We start from the raw sequence: 20,930 nt of genomic DNA on the forward strand, positions 1-20,930 counted from the left end.
GGCATCGAACATTACAGCTTAGCAGCGGCCGGCGTTGGCGCGCTAATATCGACTTCTTCCGGTGCAGCGGTCACCAGTGCAAACTCCTCTTCTGCGGTTTTCGCCACCAAGTTATTTTTACTGTAAAAGAAGTAGTACGCCGCACCGACAATGAACAGCACAATGGTGTAATTAAACGCACGCGGGTCGAAAGCGTATACGCCCGTTAATGCTACAAGTGCCAGCACCAGCGCAATGGATGACGTCACAATGCCGCCCGGCGTTCTATAAGGACGCGGTAAGTCAGGCTGCTTAACCCGCAATAGAATGTGACTAAGCGCCATTAATGCATAAGAGAGCGTCGCGCCGACAACGGCCATCCCTAAAATAAGGTCGCCCTCGCCGCTTAGCGACACTAAAAAGCCAAACACACCGGGCACGATCAGCGCTAAATAGGGCACTTTACGCCCGCTGGTCAGCGACAGCTGCTTTGGCAAGTAACCTGCCCGGGAAAGCGCAAAGACCAAACGGCTGTAACCATAGATAATCGAGAAAAATGATGCCACCAGCCCTGCAAGGCCCAGCACGTTAACCAGCGTGGCAAGCGTTGGGTTGCCCGCAACGTTTAGCGCATCGACCAGTGGTACACCACTCTGACCAATCATTTCAGCACCAGACGCGCCTGCCAGCAACACCACAACCAACAAGGCGGTGAACAGCAAAAACAGCATCGCAGCAATAATCCCTTTAGGCATATCACGCGCGGGGTCTTTGGCTTCTTCTGCGGCTAGCGGCACACCTTCGACTGCTAAAAACAGCCACATGCCAAACGGCAGCGCTGCCCAAATACCGTACCAGCCATAGGGCATAAAGGTGCTCGCGCCAGCGGCATCAGTGGGTGCAATATCAAACAGGTTCGCCGAATCGAAATCGCCAATCAGCGCCACAGCGGTCGCCAAAATCGCAAACACCGCCAGGCCGCTAATCACCATCATGACTTTTAGCGCTTCACCCACGCCTGCTAAGTGAATACCGATAAACACTGCATAGAACAGTAAATACACCAGTGGCCCATTAATGCCCAGCAACGCTTCGACTGCCGAGCCGATGAAAATCACAATCGCGGCAGGCGCAAGGGCATACTCAATCAATACCGCAAGCCCGGTTAAATAGCCACCAGCTGGCCCCATCGCTTGGCGGGCAAAGCTATAGCCACCCCCCGCAGCGGGTATCGCCGCGGACATTTCCGCCAGCGCCAATACCAGCGCAAGGTACATCAGCGCCATTAAACAGGCGGCAATGGCAAAACCGCCCCAGCCAGCTTCGGCAATACCGAAGTTCCAGCCGGCAAAGTCACCGGAAATAACATATGAAACCCCAAGCCCGGCCAGTAATAGCCAGCCAGCGGTTCCTTTTCTCAGCTGGCGCTTGGCCAGATACGCTTGATCGACAGAAGGTTGTGTCATTGTCTTGCCCTTTTAAGTGTGGAACGCAATCGTTGTCAGCGGCGTGCTGAATCAGGGTGTTGGTTCCATATTGTTGTTAGGAGTGTCTATGTAAGTGTTGTTAGGGGCGTTTCTGTAAGTGTTGTTATTAATAGGTCGTTATTGATAGGTCGTTATTGATAGGTCGTTGTTAATAGATCGTTATTAATAGGTCGTTAACGTGTTGCTCTTAGTGCATAAGCACCTATTAATCGGCCACCAGGAAGTTTTGTGTTGAACCACCCGATGTACCTTCTAATACGCTGTCCTCGCTACGATCTTTAAGCTGCACACCGGAAAGTTTCCGCTGGCGAGCCTCGTTTAATAGCAGCAATAATCGCCGCGCAGCCTCTTCCGGTTTCAGCCCTGCCGGGCGAACGTTAGAAATGCAGTTTCGGCGGTCATCCTTTAAACCCACTTCGGGTGCCCAGGTCATATACAACCCAAGGCTATCGGGGGAACTTAATCCTGGGCGCTCGCCAATCATCACCAGCAAGGCATCGGCGTTAAGCAGCGCGCCAATCTCATCACCAATCGCCACGCGCCCCTGCTCTACGATGGTTAACGGCGCGAGTTGCCATTCCCGCTGATCATTTTCAAAAGCGCGATACAGCGCAGTGAGAAATGGCACACTGTTCTGCTGAACCGCCAGCGCAGAAAGCCCGTCAACAATGACCACCGCTAAATCGAAGCGCTGGCCACTTTCCGCCGCTTGCTGCAACGTTTCTCGCGAGGCGTCGTTAAGACGACGGCCATAATCAGGGCGTTGCAAATACGTAGCGCGGTCTACCGCCTGGCTGTGTGCCGCAATCGGTGTCTGGTTCAGGCTCAGCGCGGCGCTTAACTCATTGGCTAACGTGTCGCATTCAAGGGAGCAGTGAACCGCATCCTGGGCTTGGGCATGCGCCAACTGAAACGCCAATAGCTGATGCGTGGGCAGACTGATACCCGCGCGACCAAGCCCAATGCGGGCATCGGTAAATGCTCTTAGCCGCTCCCATGGGTTTGTGATAACGATGGGTAGAGCTTCTTTCGATTTATTATCAGACATCGCGGGCAGCCTCCTTTGGCAGGTGGCGCAGGCTATTAGCGAAGGCGGCCGGCAGTTGATCGTTAAGTTGATAGGATGCAACGTCTTGGAAGATTTGCATCTTCGCTAGCCACTGCTCGAACTCAGGGGCGGCCTTCAACCCAAGTACCCGCCGCGCATAAAGGGCATCGTGAAAGGAGGTCGTTTGGTAGTTGAGCATAATGTCGTCAGAGCCGGGGATGCCCATCACAAAGCTACAACCCGCCACTCCTAACAGCGTTAGCAGGTTGTCCATATCATTTTGATCGGCTTCAGCGTGGTTGGTGTAGCACACGTCGCAGCCCATGGGCACGCCTAACAGCTTGCCGCAGAAATGATCTTCCAGACCCGCTCGGGTAATCTCTTTGCCGTCATACAGATACTCTGGGCCAATAAACCCCACCACGGTATTCACCAGCAACGGATTAAACTTGCGAGCAACGGCATAGGCGCGGGCTTCGCAGGTTTGCTGATCCAATCCATGATGGGCATCAGCGGAAAGCGAGCTACCCTGGCCGGTTTCGAAATACATCACATTGCGCCCGACCGTACCGCGATTTAGCGTCTGAGCGGCTGCTTCGGCTTCCGCCAGCGTACTCAGGTCAAAGCCAAAGCTGCGGTTGGTGGCTTCGGTGCCGCCAATGGATTGAAACACCAGATCTACCGGCGCACCTTGCTCGATCGCTTCTAGCGTATTGGTAACATGGGTGAGCACGCAGGATTGGGTAGGAATTTCATATTTCTGAATAACGTCGTCCATCAGGCGCATCAGTTTGATGCTTTGGGCGACGTTATCGGTGGCAGGATTGATACCGATAACTGCATCACCACTGCCATACAGCAGGCCATCCAAAATGCTAGCGGCAATCCCGGTTACGTCATCGGTGGGATGATTGGGCTGCAAACGTGTGGATAGCCGCCCCGGCAGGCCGATCGTATTGCGAAACGCGGTCGTCACGTGGCACTTCTTGGCGACCAGCATCAGATCTTGATTGCGCATCAACTTGCTAACTGCGGCGGCCATTTCAGGCGTAATGCCAGGGCGGGCCGCGGCTAATACATCACTCGTAGCATGGTCGGAAAGCAACCAGTTACGAAAGTCACCCACGGTCAAATGCTTCAACGGCGCAAACGCATCAACATCGTGTTCATCGATGATTAAGCGGGTAATTTCATCTTGCTCGTAGGGAATCAGCGCCTCATTCAAAAATGTACAAAGCGGCAGCTCCGCCAGCACCATTTGCGCCACCACCCGCTCTTCGGCTGATTGCGCAATGACGCCCGCCAAGCGGTCGCCAGAGCGCGGCGGCGTGGCCTTAGCCATCAATTCCGCCAAGCCATTAAAGCGATAGCGGCGACTTCCCACGGTAGTGTGATAAGTCTGAGCCATAGAACCTTCCTGTTTTTATATTTAAAAGAAAACGAGGCAGCTCGCGTGTTGAGGAACAAAATTTGCTTGTTTCTACAATAGCGCTATCACTTAATGGGGAATATCGAGTTTTGGCAAACCTGTCATATTTATAAAAAACAAACAAATACAGTAAGTTATAAAAAAATCGACGTTATAGCGCTTTATTCGTGTTCACAGGAGTTCTTTATGACGTTGCCAAGCCAAGACATCGCACCAAAAAAGTGCATGCAAGAGGCGTTTGATGCCGACGAGCATGCCCAAAATCTGACCCGCTGGCAGCAGCAGTATGACCAACTTAGTGCCGGCCGTTTTTACGGGCGACTGGATGAGATTGAACTGCCTGCCATGCAGGTATTTAAAGAACATACCGGGCAAGCCTTGCGCCAAGACTGTCGAGTGTGGGCTGATTCTCTGTGGCTTGGCATTCCCACTCAAGCGCTAGGGTCGCGCATCAATGGGCAGGCGCTGGAAGCCCATGAAGTGATGTGCCAGCCAGGCGGCCACGATTTTGAGCTGGTAACGCCAGAGCCCTTTGATATTTATGGGTTAGTAATACGTATGCCGTTATTGCAAGCTACCGCCCAGCGACAAGGAGTGATACTTGATAATGATTGGCACGGTTCACCGCGCCGCAGCGTTGCGCCTGAAACCCTTCGAGCGGTGTCGTTTTTACTTGAACGTTTACTCTCAAATCAGCAGGGCGCCATCGCTGAAAACGTGCATCAAGATATTTTGCTAACGGGGCTGCTTGAGGTGTTGAAAGCCAACCAGACAAGCCATGAGCTGCCACCCAGCTATACCCATCGAAAAGCCGTGGTTGACCGAGTAAAGCGCTATGTTGATGAACACCTGGAAGGCCCAGTGACCATGGAGACGCTGTGTGAATTGACCCATGTCAGCAGACGTACGCTGCAATACAGTTTTACGACTATCCTAGGTATTAGTCCGCTGCAGTTTCTTCGTTTAACCCGGCTTAACCGGGTGCGCCGCGCCCTGCGCAGTGCTGAGTCGCACCAGACGGTTACTGAAATTGCCACCTACTGGGGCTTTTGGCATTTAGGGCAATTTGCTCATGACTACAAGCGACAGTTTGGCGAACGCCCTTCGCAGACGTTAAGCACAACTAATTAATCGCGCAAAGTAGCCCTTTCGAATTAGCCCTTTCGAGGTAAATCTATGGTAAACACCACCGCATGGAACCGCCTGCGTTATAGCATATATGCGCCAATATATGATCTGGTGGCGACTAATGCGTTTCGTAAACCCCGCAGGAATGCGCTTGGCCAAGTGGACTGGGAGCCCGGTATGCGTGTGCTGTTAGTAGGTGCAGGCACCGGCTTAGACTTGCCCTATTTGCCACGTGAACTGGAAATTCATTTGACCGACCTTACCCCCGCCATGGTGAAGCGAGCACGTGAACGTGCCGAACGTGGACAACGTGACGTGGTATGTCGTGTGATGGATGCTGCTGCATTGGACTATCCAGATGAGCATTTTGACGTTGTCGTCATGCATCTCATTTTGGCGGTGATGCCCAACCCTGAACAAGGGCTCGCCGAAGCGTATCGCGTTCTTAAAAACGATGGCCAATTATGTGTTATGGATAAGTTTCAACCTGACACCCACACTGCCGGCCCTAGTCGGCGGGCACTAAATGCCATCACCTCATTGATCGCGACCGACATCACCCGTCAAGCAACGCCTCTGTTGCAGCAGGCAGGCTTTAACATCCGCCGCGACGAACCCGTATTGATGAATGGCCTGTTTCGTGCATTTTTAGCGATAAAATAGCCTGAGTAACACACCTGCGCATTCTCTTATAACACCAATACAGTAGACATTTATCCGTCCAACACCTGTATAATAAACGACACTTTGTTACTTGCACGCTTCCTCAACACGTAAGGTGCCTTATGCCTAAAGCTGCCGTGAAACGCTTCCGTCGTTTACCCGAAGAAGAACAGTCCCGCGTCATCGAAATGGCTTGGGAAGATCGCACCCCGTTTGAAGCAATTGACACACTATTTGGCTTGGGGGAGCCAGACGTCATTGAGGTAATGCGTCACCAGCTCAAGCCCGCCTCATTTCGGCTATGGCGCAAGCGAGTCACTGGGCGCAACACCAAGCATAAGGCTCTTCGCTCACCCGATGTGATTCGCGGTTACTGCCCCACGCAATATAAGCGTTAGTCCCCACACGTAACGAAAAACGATAGATGGCTATTTTCTAACCGGGCCTTTTTAATCATCTCTTTATTGTTATATTATTACATAACATAGACCCGTTTAGAGATGACTCCGCAATGACCACATTTTCTCCCCTGCCCGTAACGGTGCTCTCGGGCTTTCTTGGTGCCGGTAAAACCACCGTACTCAATCATATTTTGGCTAACCGCGAAGGTCGACGCGTGGCGGTAATTGTTAACGATATGAGCGAAGTGAATATCGATGGCGCCTTAGTGCGCGGCGGCCCAGGTGAATCAACATTAGATGGCGAGGTGGCGCTGAACCGCTCTGAAGAGCGTTTGGTCGAGATGAGCAATGGCTGCATCTGCTGCACCCTGCGTGAAGACCTGCTCGAAGAAGTGAGCCAGTTAGCCAGGGAAGGCAAGTTCGATTATTTAGTCATTGAGTCCACCGGTATATCTGAGCCACTCCCGGTGGCGGAAACGTTCACCTTTGAAGACGAAAGCGGCCAGAGCCTTTCCCACGTTGCGCGCCTTGATACGCTGGTCACCGTGGTTGATGGCGCCAACTTTCTTGAGCAGTATCGCGAAGCGCAGAGTCTCGCAGAAGCGGGTGAAAGCCTAAGTGAAGACGACGAGCGCAACGTTGCTGATCTGCTGGTCGATCAAATAGAGTTTTGCGATGTGCTGCTGATCAGTAAGACCGATCTGATTAGCGAAAAAGAGCTGGACGCACTGAAAGCCATTCTACGCTCGCTGAACCGCGAGGCGGAGCTGGTGCCCATTACGCAAGGCGGCGTGCCATTAGAGAAAGTGCTAGATACGGGAAAATTCAACTTTGAGCGCGCCCAGCAAGCACCCGGCTGGTTAAAAGAAATGCGTGGCGAGCACGTGCCGGAAACCGAAGAGTACGGTATTGGCAGCTTTGCTTACCACGCCCGCCGCCCCTTCCACCCGCAGAAATTCAACGACCTACTCAACGAAGAATGGTTTGGTAAAGGGCTGCTACGCTCGAAAGGCTTTTTCTGGCTCGCCACACGCCCGCGCTATGCAGGCCAATGGAGCCAAGCGGGCGGTATTGCCCATCACGGCCCAGCAGGCGTGTTCTGGAAAGCTATCCCCGAAGCTAACTGGCCGGAAGACCCTGAAACTCGCCAATTCATTATGGAAAAGTGGCAGGAGCCGTTTGGTGATATGCGCCAAGAGCTAGTGTTTATCGGCCAGAACTTAGACCAAGCGAACATGCGTGAGGCGTTAGACGCCTGCTTGCTAAGTGAAGCTGAACTACTAGAAGGCATGGAAGCATGGAAGCAGCTGCCCGATCCTTTCCCCGCTTGGGAGTAAGCAATAAGCTATTTACCCCCCACTGCCCAGTGCTGCTGCATTTGCAGGAAGGTGAGCGACGCCGACCAGGTAATCAGCATAAATCCGATCAGGCCTTCAGCGCTGAGTAGCAATCGGATACCACCCTCGGGGGTTAGGTCACCAAAACCGAGGGTGGTATAGCTTGTTGCCGACACATAGATATAATCCCAAAGCGTCACCGCTTCGCTGCCCGAAAGCTGCCCCGTTTCAGGGAGGTATTGAAGACCCACCAGCGCGAGAGCAAACAGACAAATTTCGGCAACATGCGCTCCAAACAGCGAAAACATGAGTACTAAAAAACGCCATCTTAACGCTAGCGACCAGCACTCAAGTTTGCGGCTCACCCGAATGGCCACTTCAAAATGCACCAGCACACTGGCCAGTACCGCTATCGCCGTAATAATTACGACCGCCCCGCTTCCGCTTAGCATGGCTGCTCCCTGCTTTAATCTACTTGAAAGAGCTTAAGCGTAGTCAAGAACCGGCCTTCCGTGTCACAACAGTACTTTTAGCGTTCTAAATATCCCGCTACCCACTCGCGTACCTCGGGGTAAGAGCGCTGCTCAAATACCGCGAAACCATTAATGCTACGCGCCTTGAGTGGGGTAAAAATCGGCATGGTTAAGCCACATAAAAAGTGCGCCAGCCGCTGGGCATTGGGCGGCAGGCCTAGTTGCTCGGTATGGCGCTGTATAAACGGGGTCGCGTAGCGGATGAAGTCGTTATCCAATAGCGCGGACTGTGGCGGTGTATCCGGCAACCGAACCGGGTGGCCGTAACACACCGAGCAGTGACCGCATCGCCCTTGCTCGGGAAGTGATGGCGATTCAAACGTGTTATTGCTGAAAGTGTTATCACCAAAGTGCTCGGCTAACCGTCGGGTCAGACAGGTGTCCGATTCAAACAGCGCCAACATGGAACCCAGCCGTTCAATTTCAATTTGCTCCCGATTCAGGCACTCGTTATACAGCTGGCTCGCTAGCGCCTCGACCGAAAATCTCGGCTGACAAATGTCATACACGTCGGTCATGCGCTTGCCTTCCAGGGTCAGCCAGCCTTTATCCTGGAAGTACTCCAGCGCGGTAATCACGCGGGCCCGAGAAGCATCAATGCGCTGCGTTTGCCCTGCCTGATGCAGCCGTTCAAAATCAACCGTTCCCCAGGTGCGGGCAATAGCAATATTGTCGATCAACAATCGAACAAAGGCTGCCCTCTCGCCTTCAAAACGCCCCACCAGGGCAGTAGGTTCAACATGGTAGCGCAGCCGATACTCGGCTAAGAATGCAAAACGCGGCGCAATAATACCGTGCATTTCCAGCCGCACCAGCAGCGTTTTCAATGGTAGCAAGCGGATATTGATATCGCGGGAAAGCGTGTTGAGCAGCACTTCCCACTGGCGGTCTGGCGCTTGCCCGGCTGATGAGATTTCTTCCAGTAAACGCAAAATACCCGCATATTCAGGCGTGTCGCCGTAAACAAAGTTCTCCAGCACCCGCAGTCCGTCGCGTCCGGCAATCGTCAAACAGGTCGAGGGCAACCCATCGCGCCCCGCCCGGCCAATTTCCTGGCTGTAATTCTCAATCGATTTAGGCAGATCAAAGTGCACAACGTTGCGGATATTGGCTTTATCAATGCCCATGCCAAAGGCAATGGTGGCCACAATGCAGGGTGATTCGCCGCTCATAAACTGACGCTGAATCTCGTCGCGGCGGGCTGAATCCAGACCCGCGTGGTACGCCTGGGCAGCAATACCCTGAGCCGCCAGCGCGCTTGCCACCTGCTCAGCGGTTTGCTGCAAGGTGACGTAAATAATCGTGGGTGCTTCGTTGCCAGGCGGCATTTGTGGTTTAAGCCAATCAATCAACTGCTGCTGACGATTTTCCATGGCGGGCGCCACCAGAAGTGCCAGGTTAGCGCGGTAAAAGCCCGTGGTAATGACATTTTCAGGCGCAATGGCAAACTTCTCTCGCATATCAGCAATCACCGCGGCAGTGGCCGTAGCGGTCAGCAGCAATACTTGGGGAATAGCGAAATCGCGTTGATAATCCGGCAGCTTGAGGTAATCGGGGCGGAAGTTATGCCCCCACTCAGAGAGACAATGCGCTTCATCAATGACCAGCAGCGATATCGGTACCTGGCGTAGAAAGTGCCGAAAACGCTCGTTCTTGAGCCGCTCTACCGACACCATCAGGATTTTCAACTCACCGCTTTTGGCGCGTTCCATCACATCACGGGTCGTATCGCGATCCTGGGTGGAATCAATACTGGCCGCCGCAACACCATGACGCGCCAGAAAAGCGAGTTGATCCTGCATCAGCGCCAGCAGCGGCGATACCACCAGGATCAGGTGCGGAAGGTGAAGCGCTGGCAATTGATAACAGAGCGATTTCCCCGCGCCAGTGGCAAAAATCGCTGCGGTTGAGTGGCCGTCCAAGACGCTGGATACCACCGCCTGCTGGCCGCCGCGAAAATCATCAAATCCGAACACTTCTTTAAGCGTTTGCTGCGGTGATAGCGAGGTCATGGCCATTCCCTGGATAGTCAAAAAACGAGCGTCAACATACGTTAGCGGCTAACCTAACGCGTTCACATCGTTTTCTCCAATTAGCGCTAACCATTAAGTGCAGGGTTGTGGCTTTTCATTCTGTGTGGGAATAGCCAGCGCTTGCCAAGCTTCGAAGGTAGTGAAAAACACTTTCCCCGTTAGCTCGCGGTAAAGCGCTGTGTGGGTTAAGCGATCCATCACTGGCCCTTTTACCTCCGCCAAATGCAGCATCGCGCCAGCATCTTTTAATCGCCCATTGATAGCTTCTAAGCTTTCAAGTGCGGACGCATCAATCACGTTCACCGCTTGGCAAGTGAGTACAATATGTTTTAACGCGGGTGAACGAGCAGCCAACGCCATCACGGTATCTTCTAAGTAGCGAGCATTCGCAAAGTAAAGACTTTCATCAATGCGTAACATGGCCACGTGCTCATCAGTTTCAACATCATGTCGCTTCACATTGCGAAAGTGTTCAGTACCCGGCACCCGCCCTATCACGGCACTGTGGGGTTGGCTTGTACGGTAAAGGTGAAGCCCTAAGGAAAGCACTACGCCGCTGATAATGCCGACCTCCACACTGTGGAGCAGTGTCAGCAGTAAGGTCGCCACCATCGCCACACCGTCGCTGCGGGAGTACTGCCAAGTGCGCTTTACCGCTGGCAGATCAATCAATGTTCCCACGGCCACGATAATGGTCGCGGCCAACGTCGCCGTCGGCAAAAATGCCAATAGCCCCGTGAGCAACAGGGTAGAAAGCACGATACCCAAGGCGGTAAATGCCCCAGCCAACGGCGTTGCCGCGCCCGCTTCAAAGTTGACTACCGAGCGTGAAAAACCACCAGAAACCGGCGAACCACCGCTGACACCAGCGCCCAAATTAGCCATCCCTAGAGCAATGAGTTCTTGATTAGGGTCGATGCGCTGACGTCGCTTAGCTGCTAGCGTTTGCGCCACGGATACCGACTCCACAAAGCCCACCAAACTAATCAATAACGCCGCAGGCAACAGGCCAAGCCACAGCGACTGATCTAGGCTAGGCAGCGCAATAGCGGGCAAACCGCTGGGCACAAAGCCGACTAAGTCCACGCCACGCTGCCCAAGATTAAGTTGCCAAGCCAGTAAGGTAGTGACGACCACCGCTGAAATTGGCGCGGCTTTTACCATTAACCCGGAGGCACTGGCTGAGATGCCTATGGCTGTCAGCCATGTGTGTAACCGCTTGCGGCAAACCAGCAGGTAGCCCCACACACCCACGCCAATCAACAGCGTAAGCAGGTTGACCTGTTGCCATTGGCTCAACAGCGCGCTCAGTAGTTCAATAACATTATGCCCTGCGGCCTCTACGCCAAAAATATGCTTGAGCTGACTGATGGCGATCAAAATGCCCGACGCGGTAATAAACCCTGAAATAACCGGATGGCTTAAAAAATTGACCAAAAAGCCCAGCCGCAGCACACCCATGGCAACCAATATAAGTCCTGAAAGCGCTGCCAACACTAACGCCGCCCCTATGTACTCGGGGCTGCCTGGGGTAGCAAAACCACTCAGGGCAGATGCCGTCATTAACGCCGCCACAGCCACAGGCCCGACCGCAAGGCTAGCGCTAGTACCAAAGATGGCATAAAGCACCAGCGGCAACATGCTGGCATACAGGCCCATTTCCGGCGGCAGCCCAGCCAGCAAAGCATAAGCCAGCGCCTGGGGCACCAGCATCAATGTGACGATAACGGCTGCCAACACATCTTTAGATAGCAAAGCCCGGTTATAGCGACGTAGCCAGCCAACCAAAGGCACCCAACGCTCAATCATCATCTGGTCTACTCGTTATCATAGTGAAACTAATCACGGCCAATCACGCCGTAAACAATTAGCGGCATCACCACCTATGCACTGTGATTTTCAAGACCTTGGCGGTGCTCTTCCAAATCAAAACCGGCTGCTTTGGCAGCGGAAAACAGTTCCGCCAGATCGCACTTTTCGTTGTGGCGCTTGGCATAAGCCCAAAGATGAGTGGCGCGCTTACCTGAGCGGCAAAACGCCAAAATTGGCCGAGGATGCTGCTGTAGCGCTGCGGCGAAGGCAGCCACGTCCGCGTGGCTATACTCACCGGGCGTGACTGGAATGTGCACCCAATGAAGCCCAAGTGCTTCTGCTTCGCGGCGGTAAGCATCTTCACCTGGAAACTCAGCGCTTTCGCCAGGTTTGCAGTTACAGATCACCGTTTTAAAGCCCCGAGCCTTTACTTGCTCAAGCCCTTCTACCGTGAGCTGCGAGGTAATATCAACGCCCTTTTCTAACGGCTGTGTTTGCATGCTTTTCTCCTCGCGTTGTTTTACTGCCATGTTGCTTAGCAGCACGATGCCTAAATTTATCAATGGTTATAAACATAGCTTATTTTGGAATATAAGCAATAGCGCAAACGAAAAAGCCTGTTCCCTTGCACTAAAACGTCCGCTAGCTATGTTTCCAGCCATGTTTCTAGGGACGCAACCCACAGTGACTGAATTCAATAAATCTAACTTTTTCGGCTTACTTGCCTTCAACGTCCTTAATGTTTATTAATGAAGTCATACTTACAACTTTTACTCCCCATTATGCTGACTTGCTATGGCATTTTTCTCATTTTCAACTCGCCACTTTGCTCCCGGTGAACGTCTTGAAGCTGCCCAGGATATCTACAGCGCGATAGCCCAGGTGCAGCTTGATGCGCCTAAAAACCAGACGCCTCATGTCGAGACGCGTATCAGGCTATTACCGGGCGTATCAATTGCCAATGTCACCGCATCATCGCTGCATGCCGCACGCAAATCGCCTCAGGTTATCGACGGCAACGATGACATCACGTTCCTGATTCACCCTGGTGGCCAAGGCGGCTGGCTATCTCATCTGCAGGCACATGACACCCTGGCTTGCACGCCAGGCCGAGCGCGTATCGTACTTAATCATCAATCAGGCAGCGTTGATTTTCATGGCGAGCGGGTCAATTTTCTCAGCGTAGCGTTTTCACGCGCGCAGTTAGCGCCTTTTGTTAATGGTCTTGACCACTTGCCCAAAAGTTTGCTGCCACCTGGGGAACCTCTGCAACATCTCACCCGCATCGCCCTGGCGCTTACCCAGCGCGCTGATGCCATGGATGAGTATTCATCTCTCCAGCTTAGCAGCCAGCTGATGGACTTGGCCTGCCTGGCACTGGGCGCTACCCATGATGCAAGCATTCGATCTCAGCAAGGCGGCTTGAGAGAGGCCCGTCTGAAAGCCATCAAGGCCGATATCAAGCTGCTGGCGCGCACCCCATTAAGCCTGAAGGACCTGGCGTTACGGCATCAGGTGTCGCCCAGTTATATTCGCGCGCTATTCAGTAATGAAGGCACCTCGTTTACCGACTATCTGCTTGAGCAACGCTTACAACTGGCGTTTGATGCACTGACAAACCGACAGCCATCACCACGATCCGTCAGCGATATTGCCTTTCACACCGGATTCAACCACCTCTCCTGGTTTTACCGCGCCTTCAAACAACGTTTTGGCGTTCCGCCTGGCGAGGCACGCAACATCATTCCGTCCCCTCGATAATTAACGCACGCGCAATTAACTATTCGCAATTAACCATGCCCATGTAGCGCTGAGTGGAAGTCAGCCTTTTTTTCATAGGTCACACTGTTTAACAAACCGCTATTCGCAAGGGGTATGCCATGAACCGGATATTTCGCACCGTTTGGAACGCCGCCAAGGGCCGTTGGCAAGTTGCTTCTGAGGCTGCAAAAAGCCGGAGTAAGCGCGTCACGCGTCGATCACGGTCTGTGGGCACGGTGGCTTCCCTGGCCACTGGTAGCTTGCTATTGCTGCCTCTTAGCGCCTTGGGCGGGGGCTTGCCTTCAGGCGGTGAAATACGCGCTGGTAGCGGCACTATTGAGCAGTCCGGCAATACCATGCGGATCAACCAGACCACCGACCGTATGGCCATGGACTGGGATGACTTTTCCGTGGAGGAAGGCCATCGCGTTGACTTTAACCAGCCCAGCCGTGACGCGGCGGCACTTAACCGCGTGACAGGCGATCAGATCTCGCAGATTCGCGGTGCGATTAACGCCAATGGCCAAGTCTTTCTGGTCAACCCCAATGGCGTGGTATTTGGCGACACTGCCCAGGTGGATGTAGGCGGGCTCGTCGCATCGACGCTGGATATCAGCCCGGAAGACTTTATGGCGGGCGACTTCACCTTTGAAGGCGGCAGCAGTAACGCCATCATCAACCAGGGCAATATTCGTACCGCAGAGGATGGCTACGTTGCCCTAATTGCCACCGAAATTATCAACCGTGGCAACATTGAAGCCCCGCGTGGTGATGTGATGATGGGCGCAGGCAGCCGGGTAACCCTGGATATGGGTGGCCCCATCAAAATCGAGGTCGAAGAAGCGCTGCTGGACACCTACATCGAACAAGGCGGTGCCATCAAGGCAGATGGCGGGCGTGTCTACCTGACTGCCAAGGCCGCAGGCGACCTCGCCGCCAGCGTGATCAACCACACCGGCGTGACCCAAGCCAGAACCCTCGCTGAAAACGAGCAGGGTGAAATCTGGCTGATGGGCGACATGGACAGCGGCGAAACCCAGGTAGCAGGCACGCTGGATGCATCCGCGCCCTCTTCTCTCAACCCTGAAGGCGGCGACGGCGGTTTTGTGGAAACCAGCGCGGCCAAGGTCAGCATTATGGACGAAGCCACCGTCACCACCCGCGCCGATAACGGCGAGACCGGTGAATGGCTGATTGATCCGCAGGATTACACTATTGCCGCGGAAGGCGGCGACATGACCGGGAGCGATCTTTCCAGCAACCTCGCCGATAACAACGTCACGATCGAAAGCGTTGATGGCGGAGAAGACGGCAATGGCGATATCTTCGTTAATGACGAAGTCACCTGGAGCAGCGACAACACTCTTACGCTCGATGCCCAGCAGGATATCGAGATAAATGCGGCTATTACCGCTACTGGTGATAATGCCGGACTGGAACTCAACTTCGGCGGCAGCGATTACTACGTCAACGCACCGGTTACCCTGAGTGGCACCAATGCCAGCCTGAGCATTAATAGCAACGCTTACACCCTGATCCACAGTATGGAAGAGCTGGGTGATATCGACACGGCAACCGGCGGAGGTCACCGCTACGCTTTGGCAAAAGATCTGGATGCCAGCGGCAACACCTATGACGATGCGCTGATTGACACCTTCTCAGGCACCTTTTCGGGGTTGGGGCATGAGATTCGCAACCTGACCATCGACACAACGAGCAATGAATCTGGTCTTTTTGCATCTATAGATAGTAGTGGTGTGGTCCGCGATATCGGCCTGATAACAGGGAGTGTGGCGAGTACAGACAGCGTCGTCGGGGCACTGGCTGGAGAGAATAAGGGTCTGGTGAACAATGCCTATGCCTCGGTTATGGTCGAAGGCCAATCTGATGTTGGCGGATTAATCGGACGAAACAACGGGGTTATCCAAAATTCGCATGCAACTGGTAATGTCGAAGGCTCTGTCTCCAGGGTCGGCGGGCTGGTCGGTGATAACAACGGGGGTAGTATCAGTAATGCCTATGCCATGGGAAGCGTGGCCGGCAGATCGTCAACCGGAGGGCTGGTTGGTTCTAATGGTTTTAACGCAAGTATCACCAATGCTTATGCTACCGGTGACGTCAACGGTTCTGAAAACAATATCGGTGGGCTAGTAGGCACTAATAAAAACCAAATTTTAAATGCTTACGCTACAGGCAAAGTGGTGGGCACATCCCGAGTCGGCGGTCTGGTGGGCGCTAATAACTATGACGGGAGTGTTGATCACAGTTTTTACACCACCACCGATACCAACGGCGACGCCATTGATAATGACTACACCAGCGACGTTGGCAGCGGTAAAACCCTCGTCGAGATGCGACAAGGCTCCACCTTTACCGATGCCGGCTGGGATGAAAACATCTGGTCGTTTGGGGCAGGGGCAGACTCCGCCGGCTACGGCGTTTCACATCCCTATTTAACCAATGTCACCCGCGATGAAGATATCCCCGATCAAACCCTGCTGTTTGACGGCGGCTTTGGCACGGAAGACGAACCCTTCACCCTCACCGACTGGCAGCAGTTGCAGAACATCAATCACAATACAGACGTGTTATCTGGTGGGTACTACTACGCGCTGAAAAATGACCTGGACACCAACACCAGCGGCTATGCCGGGCTGGCCAGCGCCTCAGCTAATAGTGGTGAAGGTTGGGAGCCAATTGGTATTGATTTTGATAACAGCTTCATTGGTACCTTTGATGGTCTTGGCCACTCGGTTTCGAGTCTTAACATTAATCGGCCAGATGAATCGTATGCGGGACTTTTCGGGTATGTAAGTAACAATTCTGAAACGCCCACGACGACTATAAAAAATATTGGAGTAATGAATGCAAAAATAACCGGCGATAGGGTCGGTGGCTTAGTTGGTTCTGCTGAATATTCAAATTTTGAAAATATCGCTATTAGCAATATAGAAATAAATGCTGATGAATTTTCAGGCGGTTTAATAGGTTACCTTTGGAATGACGATGGCAGGTACAATTGGAATTCCAATGACATATCGATTAAATCCACTTATTCCTCAGGCAATATAAATGCAACTAACGGTTATGCTGGTGGCTTGATTGGCGAAGCCTATTCAGAAGATGGGTTGCGAATACACATAGCGGACAGCTACAGCTCGGCTCAGGTCAACGGTAATAATGCTCTAGGCGGCCTCCTTGGTAGCGCGGAAGCGGTAACGATCAAAAATTCTTACGCTTCTGGTGCAGTGAATGGAACTGGAGACAACCTGGGCGGACTGGTAGGACGCGCCTATCAAAGTGGCGATGATGTATCAATACTCAACAGCTTCTGGGATGTCGAGACCTCCGGCATCGGTTCGGCAGGCGATGTGATTAACGGCGCCACAGGCCTGACCTCCGCCGAAATGCAGCAAGCGGCCATTTTTGCCGACGCCGGATGGGATGAAACCATCTGGTCGTTGGGCGGCAATAATATCGCAGGCTATGCAGCTTTCAGGCCATACCTTACCAATGTGACTGCCGACGCGGACATCCCCGATCAAAACCTGTTGTTTGACGATGGCTTTGGCACGGAAGACGAACCCTTCACCCTCACCGACTGGCAGCAGTTGCAGAACATCAATCACAACACAGACGTGTTATCCGGTGGGTACTACTACGCGCTGAAAAATGACCTGGACACTAACACCAGCGGCTATAACGAGCTAGCCAGTGCCACAGCGAATGAAAATAAAGGCTGGGAGCCGATAGGTACTTTCAACAACCGCTTCAACCGCTTTGCAGGCACGTTCGATGGACTTGGTCATACGTTATCAGATATGCACATTAACCGGCCTACTGAAGATTTTGTGGGACTTTTTGGCGCGGTAAGTAATAATTCAAACACTCCCACCACGGTCATCAAAAACATCGGGGTATCTGATGCAACAGTGACAGGTAAGGAATATGTTGGTGGCTTGGCCGGTTATGCTGGATTTTCGGATTTCGAAAAAATATCTATTAACGATATAACACTGAATGCGGAAGAATATGCAGGCGGTGCAATCGGCTATCTTTTTAATGATGTTGATGAGTGGAGCTCTGACATATCAATTAAATCCTCTTATTCTTCAGGTACAATAAACAGCACTACTGGTAAAGTCGGTGGCCTGATTGGTGAGGCCTATTCGTGGTTAGGAGGCGGAGATTTTGTTTATATAAATGTAGAAGACAGTTACAGCACGGCTAGTGTCAGTGGCGACACCAATGTTGCCGGCCTTGTCGCTTACGTGAATGCCGTTAACATCAGCAATTCTTACGCGGCCGGAGCTGTAAGTAGTGTAGACGAAGACGGCGTGGGTGGATTAGTAGCTCGTGACTACGATGAAGGAGGTTCACCGGTCTCGATAACCAACAGCTTCTGGGATGTTGGAACCACCGGCATCGGCTCAGCGGGTGACGACAACTTCGGTGCTACTGGCCTGACCTCTGCAGAAATGCAGCAAGCGGCCATTTTTGCCGACGCGGGTTGGGATGAGTCCATCTGGTCATTAGGCGGTGCGCGCACCGCTGGGTACGGGGTGTTCCAGCCATATCTGGCAAACGTTACCCGTGATGCCGATATCCCTGATCAATCACCATTGTTTGACGACGGCTTTGGCACGGAAGACGAGCCTTTCACTCTCACTAGCTGGCAACAGCTGCAAAACATCAACTTTAATGACGATGTATTGACCGGCGGGCACCACTTCGCGCTGGTGAGCTCCCTGGACGCCGGTAGCGAAGGCTATACCGACCTTGCCAGTGCTTCGGCCAATGGCGGTGAAGGCTGGAAACCGATTGGCGGCGCAAGCTCAGACGGTCAGTTTGAGTTTGATGGTGGAAATCTTAGTATTGGCGACCTGACGATAGCGAATGACCGCTACAACCTTGGGCTCTTTGGATCCACCACCGGCGCCTCAATCAGTAACCTGACCCTGCATAACCCTGCTGTGAGCACCACTGGTTTTTCTTACGGCGTGGGTGCGTTGGCTGGGCGTATCCACAGCACCACGGTGGATAACGTGACGGTCAGTGGCGACCAAGCAAATGTCGCTGGTTATTTCGAAACAGGCGGACTGGTTGGTTCGGCCAACATGTCCTACATCGATAACAGCACCTCCGCTGCCATCGTGACCGGTGACCCGGCTTCCTTAAATACTGGCGGGCTGATTGGCTTCAACTATCAGACACAGATCGAAGACAGCTCGGCCAGTGGCGCAGTCAGTGGTAACGCGCATGTGGGTGGACTGGTAGGCCGTAATACCAGTGGCAGCCTTATTCGCAACTCACAGGCCACTGGAAACGTCACGATTCCTGATACTGCCAGTGAAGTGACACGCGGTTACGCAGGCGGCTTTGTGGGCCGAAACCAGGGCACTGTTGAAAACGCCTCAGCCAGCGGTGATGTAACCGGGCTTGTTGGCGACGATTTTGCCAGTGACAACCTCCTCGGCATAGGCAGTTTCGTCGGTGACAACTCGGGCACGCTGGACAATGTGGATGCCAGTGGCACGGTCACCGTGACGGACGCCACGGGCAATGAAACAGTCGTTGCCGACGGTCTTCTGGGGCGCAATTCCGGCCTGCTGGCGAACGGCCTGGCGGTCTACAGCAACACCGCGCACTGGCTGCAGAACGATGCATCATTCCTGGTCACGGCTCAGCCTGTGAGTGACACCGAGATTGCCGCTGATGACGTTCGCGAGCGACTGGATTCGGGAATAAACGTGGCCATCGCTACCACCGGCACTGGCCGCGGTATCAGTGCTCAAGACCCGGTGAATCTCGGTAACGCTGACCAGCACTCGGCTTCCCTGAGTCTGGATACGGCGGGCAGCATTACTCTGGAGAGCACTCAGGCCTTGCGACTGGGTGAGACAAGCGCTGTCGATGCCATCGAAATCGCGACTGCGAACGATAATCTGCATCTGGCAGGTAACATCAGCACGGCGGATACCTCGGATCAGGCGCTGTTACTGGCCGCTGGCAGAAGCGAAGATGCCGGCAGCGCGACCGGCGGCGATATTGTTTATACCAGCGGCGACCTCATTACCGGCGCTGGCGGTCGAACCATGCTCTACACCGGGAGCCTGGCCGGCAGTGAAGACATTGCAGACCTGATCGCCACCGGGGACTTCCGCTACAACAGCAATGAAACCAACAGCAACTTTACGGCGGCGCTGGATGGAACGCGCCATCTGATCTACCGTGAACAGCCTGAAATTCTGGTCAGTGCACAGGATGTGGCCATTACCTATGGCGATGCTATGCCCGCTAGTTACACCGAGGGCAACCGCCGTGGTTTCGTCAACGGCGATGATGCCAGTATTCTCGATGGCACCGTCACCTGGTCATTCGCCGCTGATCTCTCAGGCGCGGGTGTCCAGGTTGCGGGCACTCACAACATTGATTACTTCGCCGGTTTAACCAACGCTTTGGGCTATGCCATCGCAAACGATAGCGCTCAACCTGGTGAACTGACCGTTGACACACTGACACTGACCGCTACCGACATCGCAGCAGGAGGCTCGGTATACGGCGATACGTTAGCGCCGGGAGACGTAAACCTGAGTGGTGCGCTGACGGGCGATGACGTGGAGTCAGTGGCAGAGCTGGTGAATCCAGCGCTCAGCAGTTCAGGCAATATGAATGTCGGAACCTACGATCAGCAAGCAGGCACCGACAACATCAGCGGTTCAGACGCCGGCAACTACACGCTGGATTCGTTTACCAAAGCCGACAGCTATGTAGTTGATCCAAGAGCGATCACTGTAGCGGCGGACAACATCGCCAAGATTTACGGCGAGAATGACCCAACCCTCACCTGGCAGGTTACCGACGGCAACCTGGTCGGCGACGACAGCCTCGCAGGCGACCTGAATCGCGAGACCGGGAAAAACGTCGGTAACTACGATATCAGCGCGGCGTATTTGGAAAACGGCAACTATATGATCACCGCCGTAAACGGCGAGCTGACCATTGATCCGCGCCCCATCACTGTCAGCGCCGACGATCAGCAGAAAACTTACGGCAACGCTGACCCGGCCCTCACCTGGCAGGTCACTGACGGCAACCTCGTCGGCAATGACAACCTCGCAGGCGACCTGAATCGCGAGGCTGGTAATGACGTGGGTAACTACGACATCAGCCCGGCGGACCTGGAAAACGGCAACTATGTGATCACCGCTATCGATGGCAAGCTGACCATTGATCCGCGCCCCATCACCGTCACTGCCGACGATCAGCAGAAAACTTACGGCAACGCTGACCCGGCCCTCACCTGGCAGGTCACTGAC

General features: G+C 53.6%; 13 protein-coding genes. 6 read left to right on the forward strand and 7 right to left on the reverse strand.

Annotated features, from left to right (window positions below):
• Positions 1 to 11 precede the first annotated feature (11 nt).
• From eat to ELY33_RS12615, 3 genes are all read right to left on the reverse strand, one after another.
• A complete protein-coding gene (eat, locus tag ELY33_RS12605) occupies positions 12 to 1,445 on the reverse strand; it encodes an ethanolamine permease (RefSeq protein WP_126948266.1) in 1,434 nt (477 codons plus the stop codon).
• A gap of 226 nt (positions 1,446 to 1,671) precedes the next feature.
• Positions 1,672 to 2,514, reverse strand: coding sequence for an ethanolamine ammonia-lyase subunit EutC (gene eutC / locus ELY33_RS12610; protein WP_126948267.1), 843 nt, complete (start codon positions 2,512 to 2,514; stop codon positions 1,672 to 1,674).
• On the reverse strand, positions 2,507 to 3,922 hold the full coding sequence (locus tag ELY33_RS12615) for an ethanolamine ammonia-lyase subunit EutB (RefSeq protein ID WP_126948268.1): 1,416 nt from the start codon (positions 3,920 to 3,922) through the stop codon (positions 2,507 to 2,509). The genes eutC and ELY33_RS12615 overlap by 8 nt, the downstream gene beginning before the upstream one ends.
• 207 nt (positions 3,923 to 4,129) lie before the next feature.
• Here ELY33_RS12615 and ELY33_RS12620 point away from each other — a divergent pair, with 207 nt between their 5' ends.
• The 4 genes from ELY33_RS12620 to zigA all read left to right on the forward strand — a co-directional run bounded on the left by ELY33_RS12620 (position 4,130) and on the right by zigA (position 7,472).
• Entirely contained in the window at positions 4,130 to 5,074 is a 945-nt protein-coding gene (locus ELY33_RS12620) for a helix-turn-helix domain-containing protein (RefSeq protein ID WP_126948269.1), read from the forward strand.
• 45 nt (positions 5,075 to 5,119) lie between these two features.
• Positions 5,120 to 5,734 (forward strand): class I SAM-dependent methyltransferase, encoded by a 615-nt coding sequence (locus tag ELY33_RS12625; protein WP_126948270.1) that lies wholly within the window; start codon positions 5,120 to 5,122, stop codon positions 5,732 to 5,734.
• Between the two features lie 122 nt (positions 5,735 to 5,856).
• A complete protein-coding gene (locus ELY33_RS12630) occupies positions 5,857 to 6,132 on the forward strand; it encodes a TIGR03643 family protein (RefSeq protein WP_126948271.1) in 276 nt (91 codons plus the stop codon).
• 113 nt (positions 6,133 to 6,245) lie between these two features.
• On the forward strand, positions 6,246 to 7,472 hold the full coding sequence (gene zigA, locus ELY33_RS12635; protein WP_126948272.1) for a zinc metallochaperone GTPase ZigA: 1,227 nt from the start codon (positions 6,246 to 6,248) through the stop codon (positions 7,470 to 7,472).
• An 8-nt stretch (positions 7,473 to 7,480) separates the two neighbouring features.
• Here zigA and ELY33_RS12640 read toward each other — a convergent pair whose 3' ends face one another.
• The 4 genes from ELY33_RS12640 to ELY33_RS12655 all read right to left on the reverse strand — a co-directional run bounded on the left by ELY33_RS12640 (position 7,481) and on the right by ELY33_RS12655 (position 12,350).
• On the reverse strand, positions 7,481 to 7,924 hold the full coding sequence (locus ELY33_RS12640) for an ion channel (protein ID WP_126948273.1): 444 nt from the start codon (positions 7,922 to 7,924) through the stop codon (positions 7,481 to 7,483).
• Positions 7,925 to 8,001: 77 nt separating this feature from the next.
• Positions 8,002 to 10,017 (reverse strand): RecQ family ATP-dependent DNA helicase, encoded by a 2,016-nt coding sequence (locus ELY33_RS12645; protein ID WP_126948274.1) that lies wholly within the window; start codon positions 10,015 to 10,017, stop codon positions 8,002 to 8,004.
• A gap of 93 nt (positions 10,018 to 10,110) precedes the next feature.
• Positions 10,111 to 11,850, reverse strand: a complete 1,740-nt coding sequence (locus ELY33_RS12650; protein WP_126948275.1) for a SulP family inorganic anion transporter — start codon at positions 11,848 to 11,850, stop codon at positions 10,111 to 10,113.
• 71 nt (positions 11,851 to 11,921) lie between these two features.
• Positions 11,922 to 12,350: a protein tyrosine phosphatase family protein gene (locus tag ELY33_RS12655; protein WP_126948276.1), complete on the reverse strand. Its 429-nt coding sequence runs from the start codon at positions 12,348 to 12,350 to the stop codon at positions 11,922 to 11,924.
• Positions 12,351 to 12,645: 295 nt separating this feature from the next.
• Here ELY33_RS12655 and ELY33_RS12660 point away from each other — a divergent pair, with 295 nt between their 5' ends.
• Both ELY33_RS12660 and ELY33_RS12665 read left to right on the forward strand, forming a co-directional pair.
• On the forward strand, positions 12,646 to 13,611 hold the full coding sequence (locus tag ELY33_RS12660) for a helix-turn-helix transcriptional regulator (protein ID WP_126948277.1): 966 nt from the start codon (positions 12,646 to 12,648) through the stop codon (positions 13,609 to 13,611).
• A gap of 119 nt (positions 13,612 to 13,730) precedes the next feature.
• Positions 13,731 to 20,930 (forward strand): MBG domain-containing protein (locus ELY33_RS12665; RefSeq protein ID WP_126948278.1); only part of this gene is annotated, 7,200 nt, incomplete at its 3' end.

The organism is Vreelandella andesensis (genome assembly GCF_003989795.1).
GTDB classification, from domain to species: Bacteria; Pseudomonadota; Gammaproteobacteria; order Pseudomonadales; family Halomonadaceae; genus Vreelandella; species Vreelandella andesensis.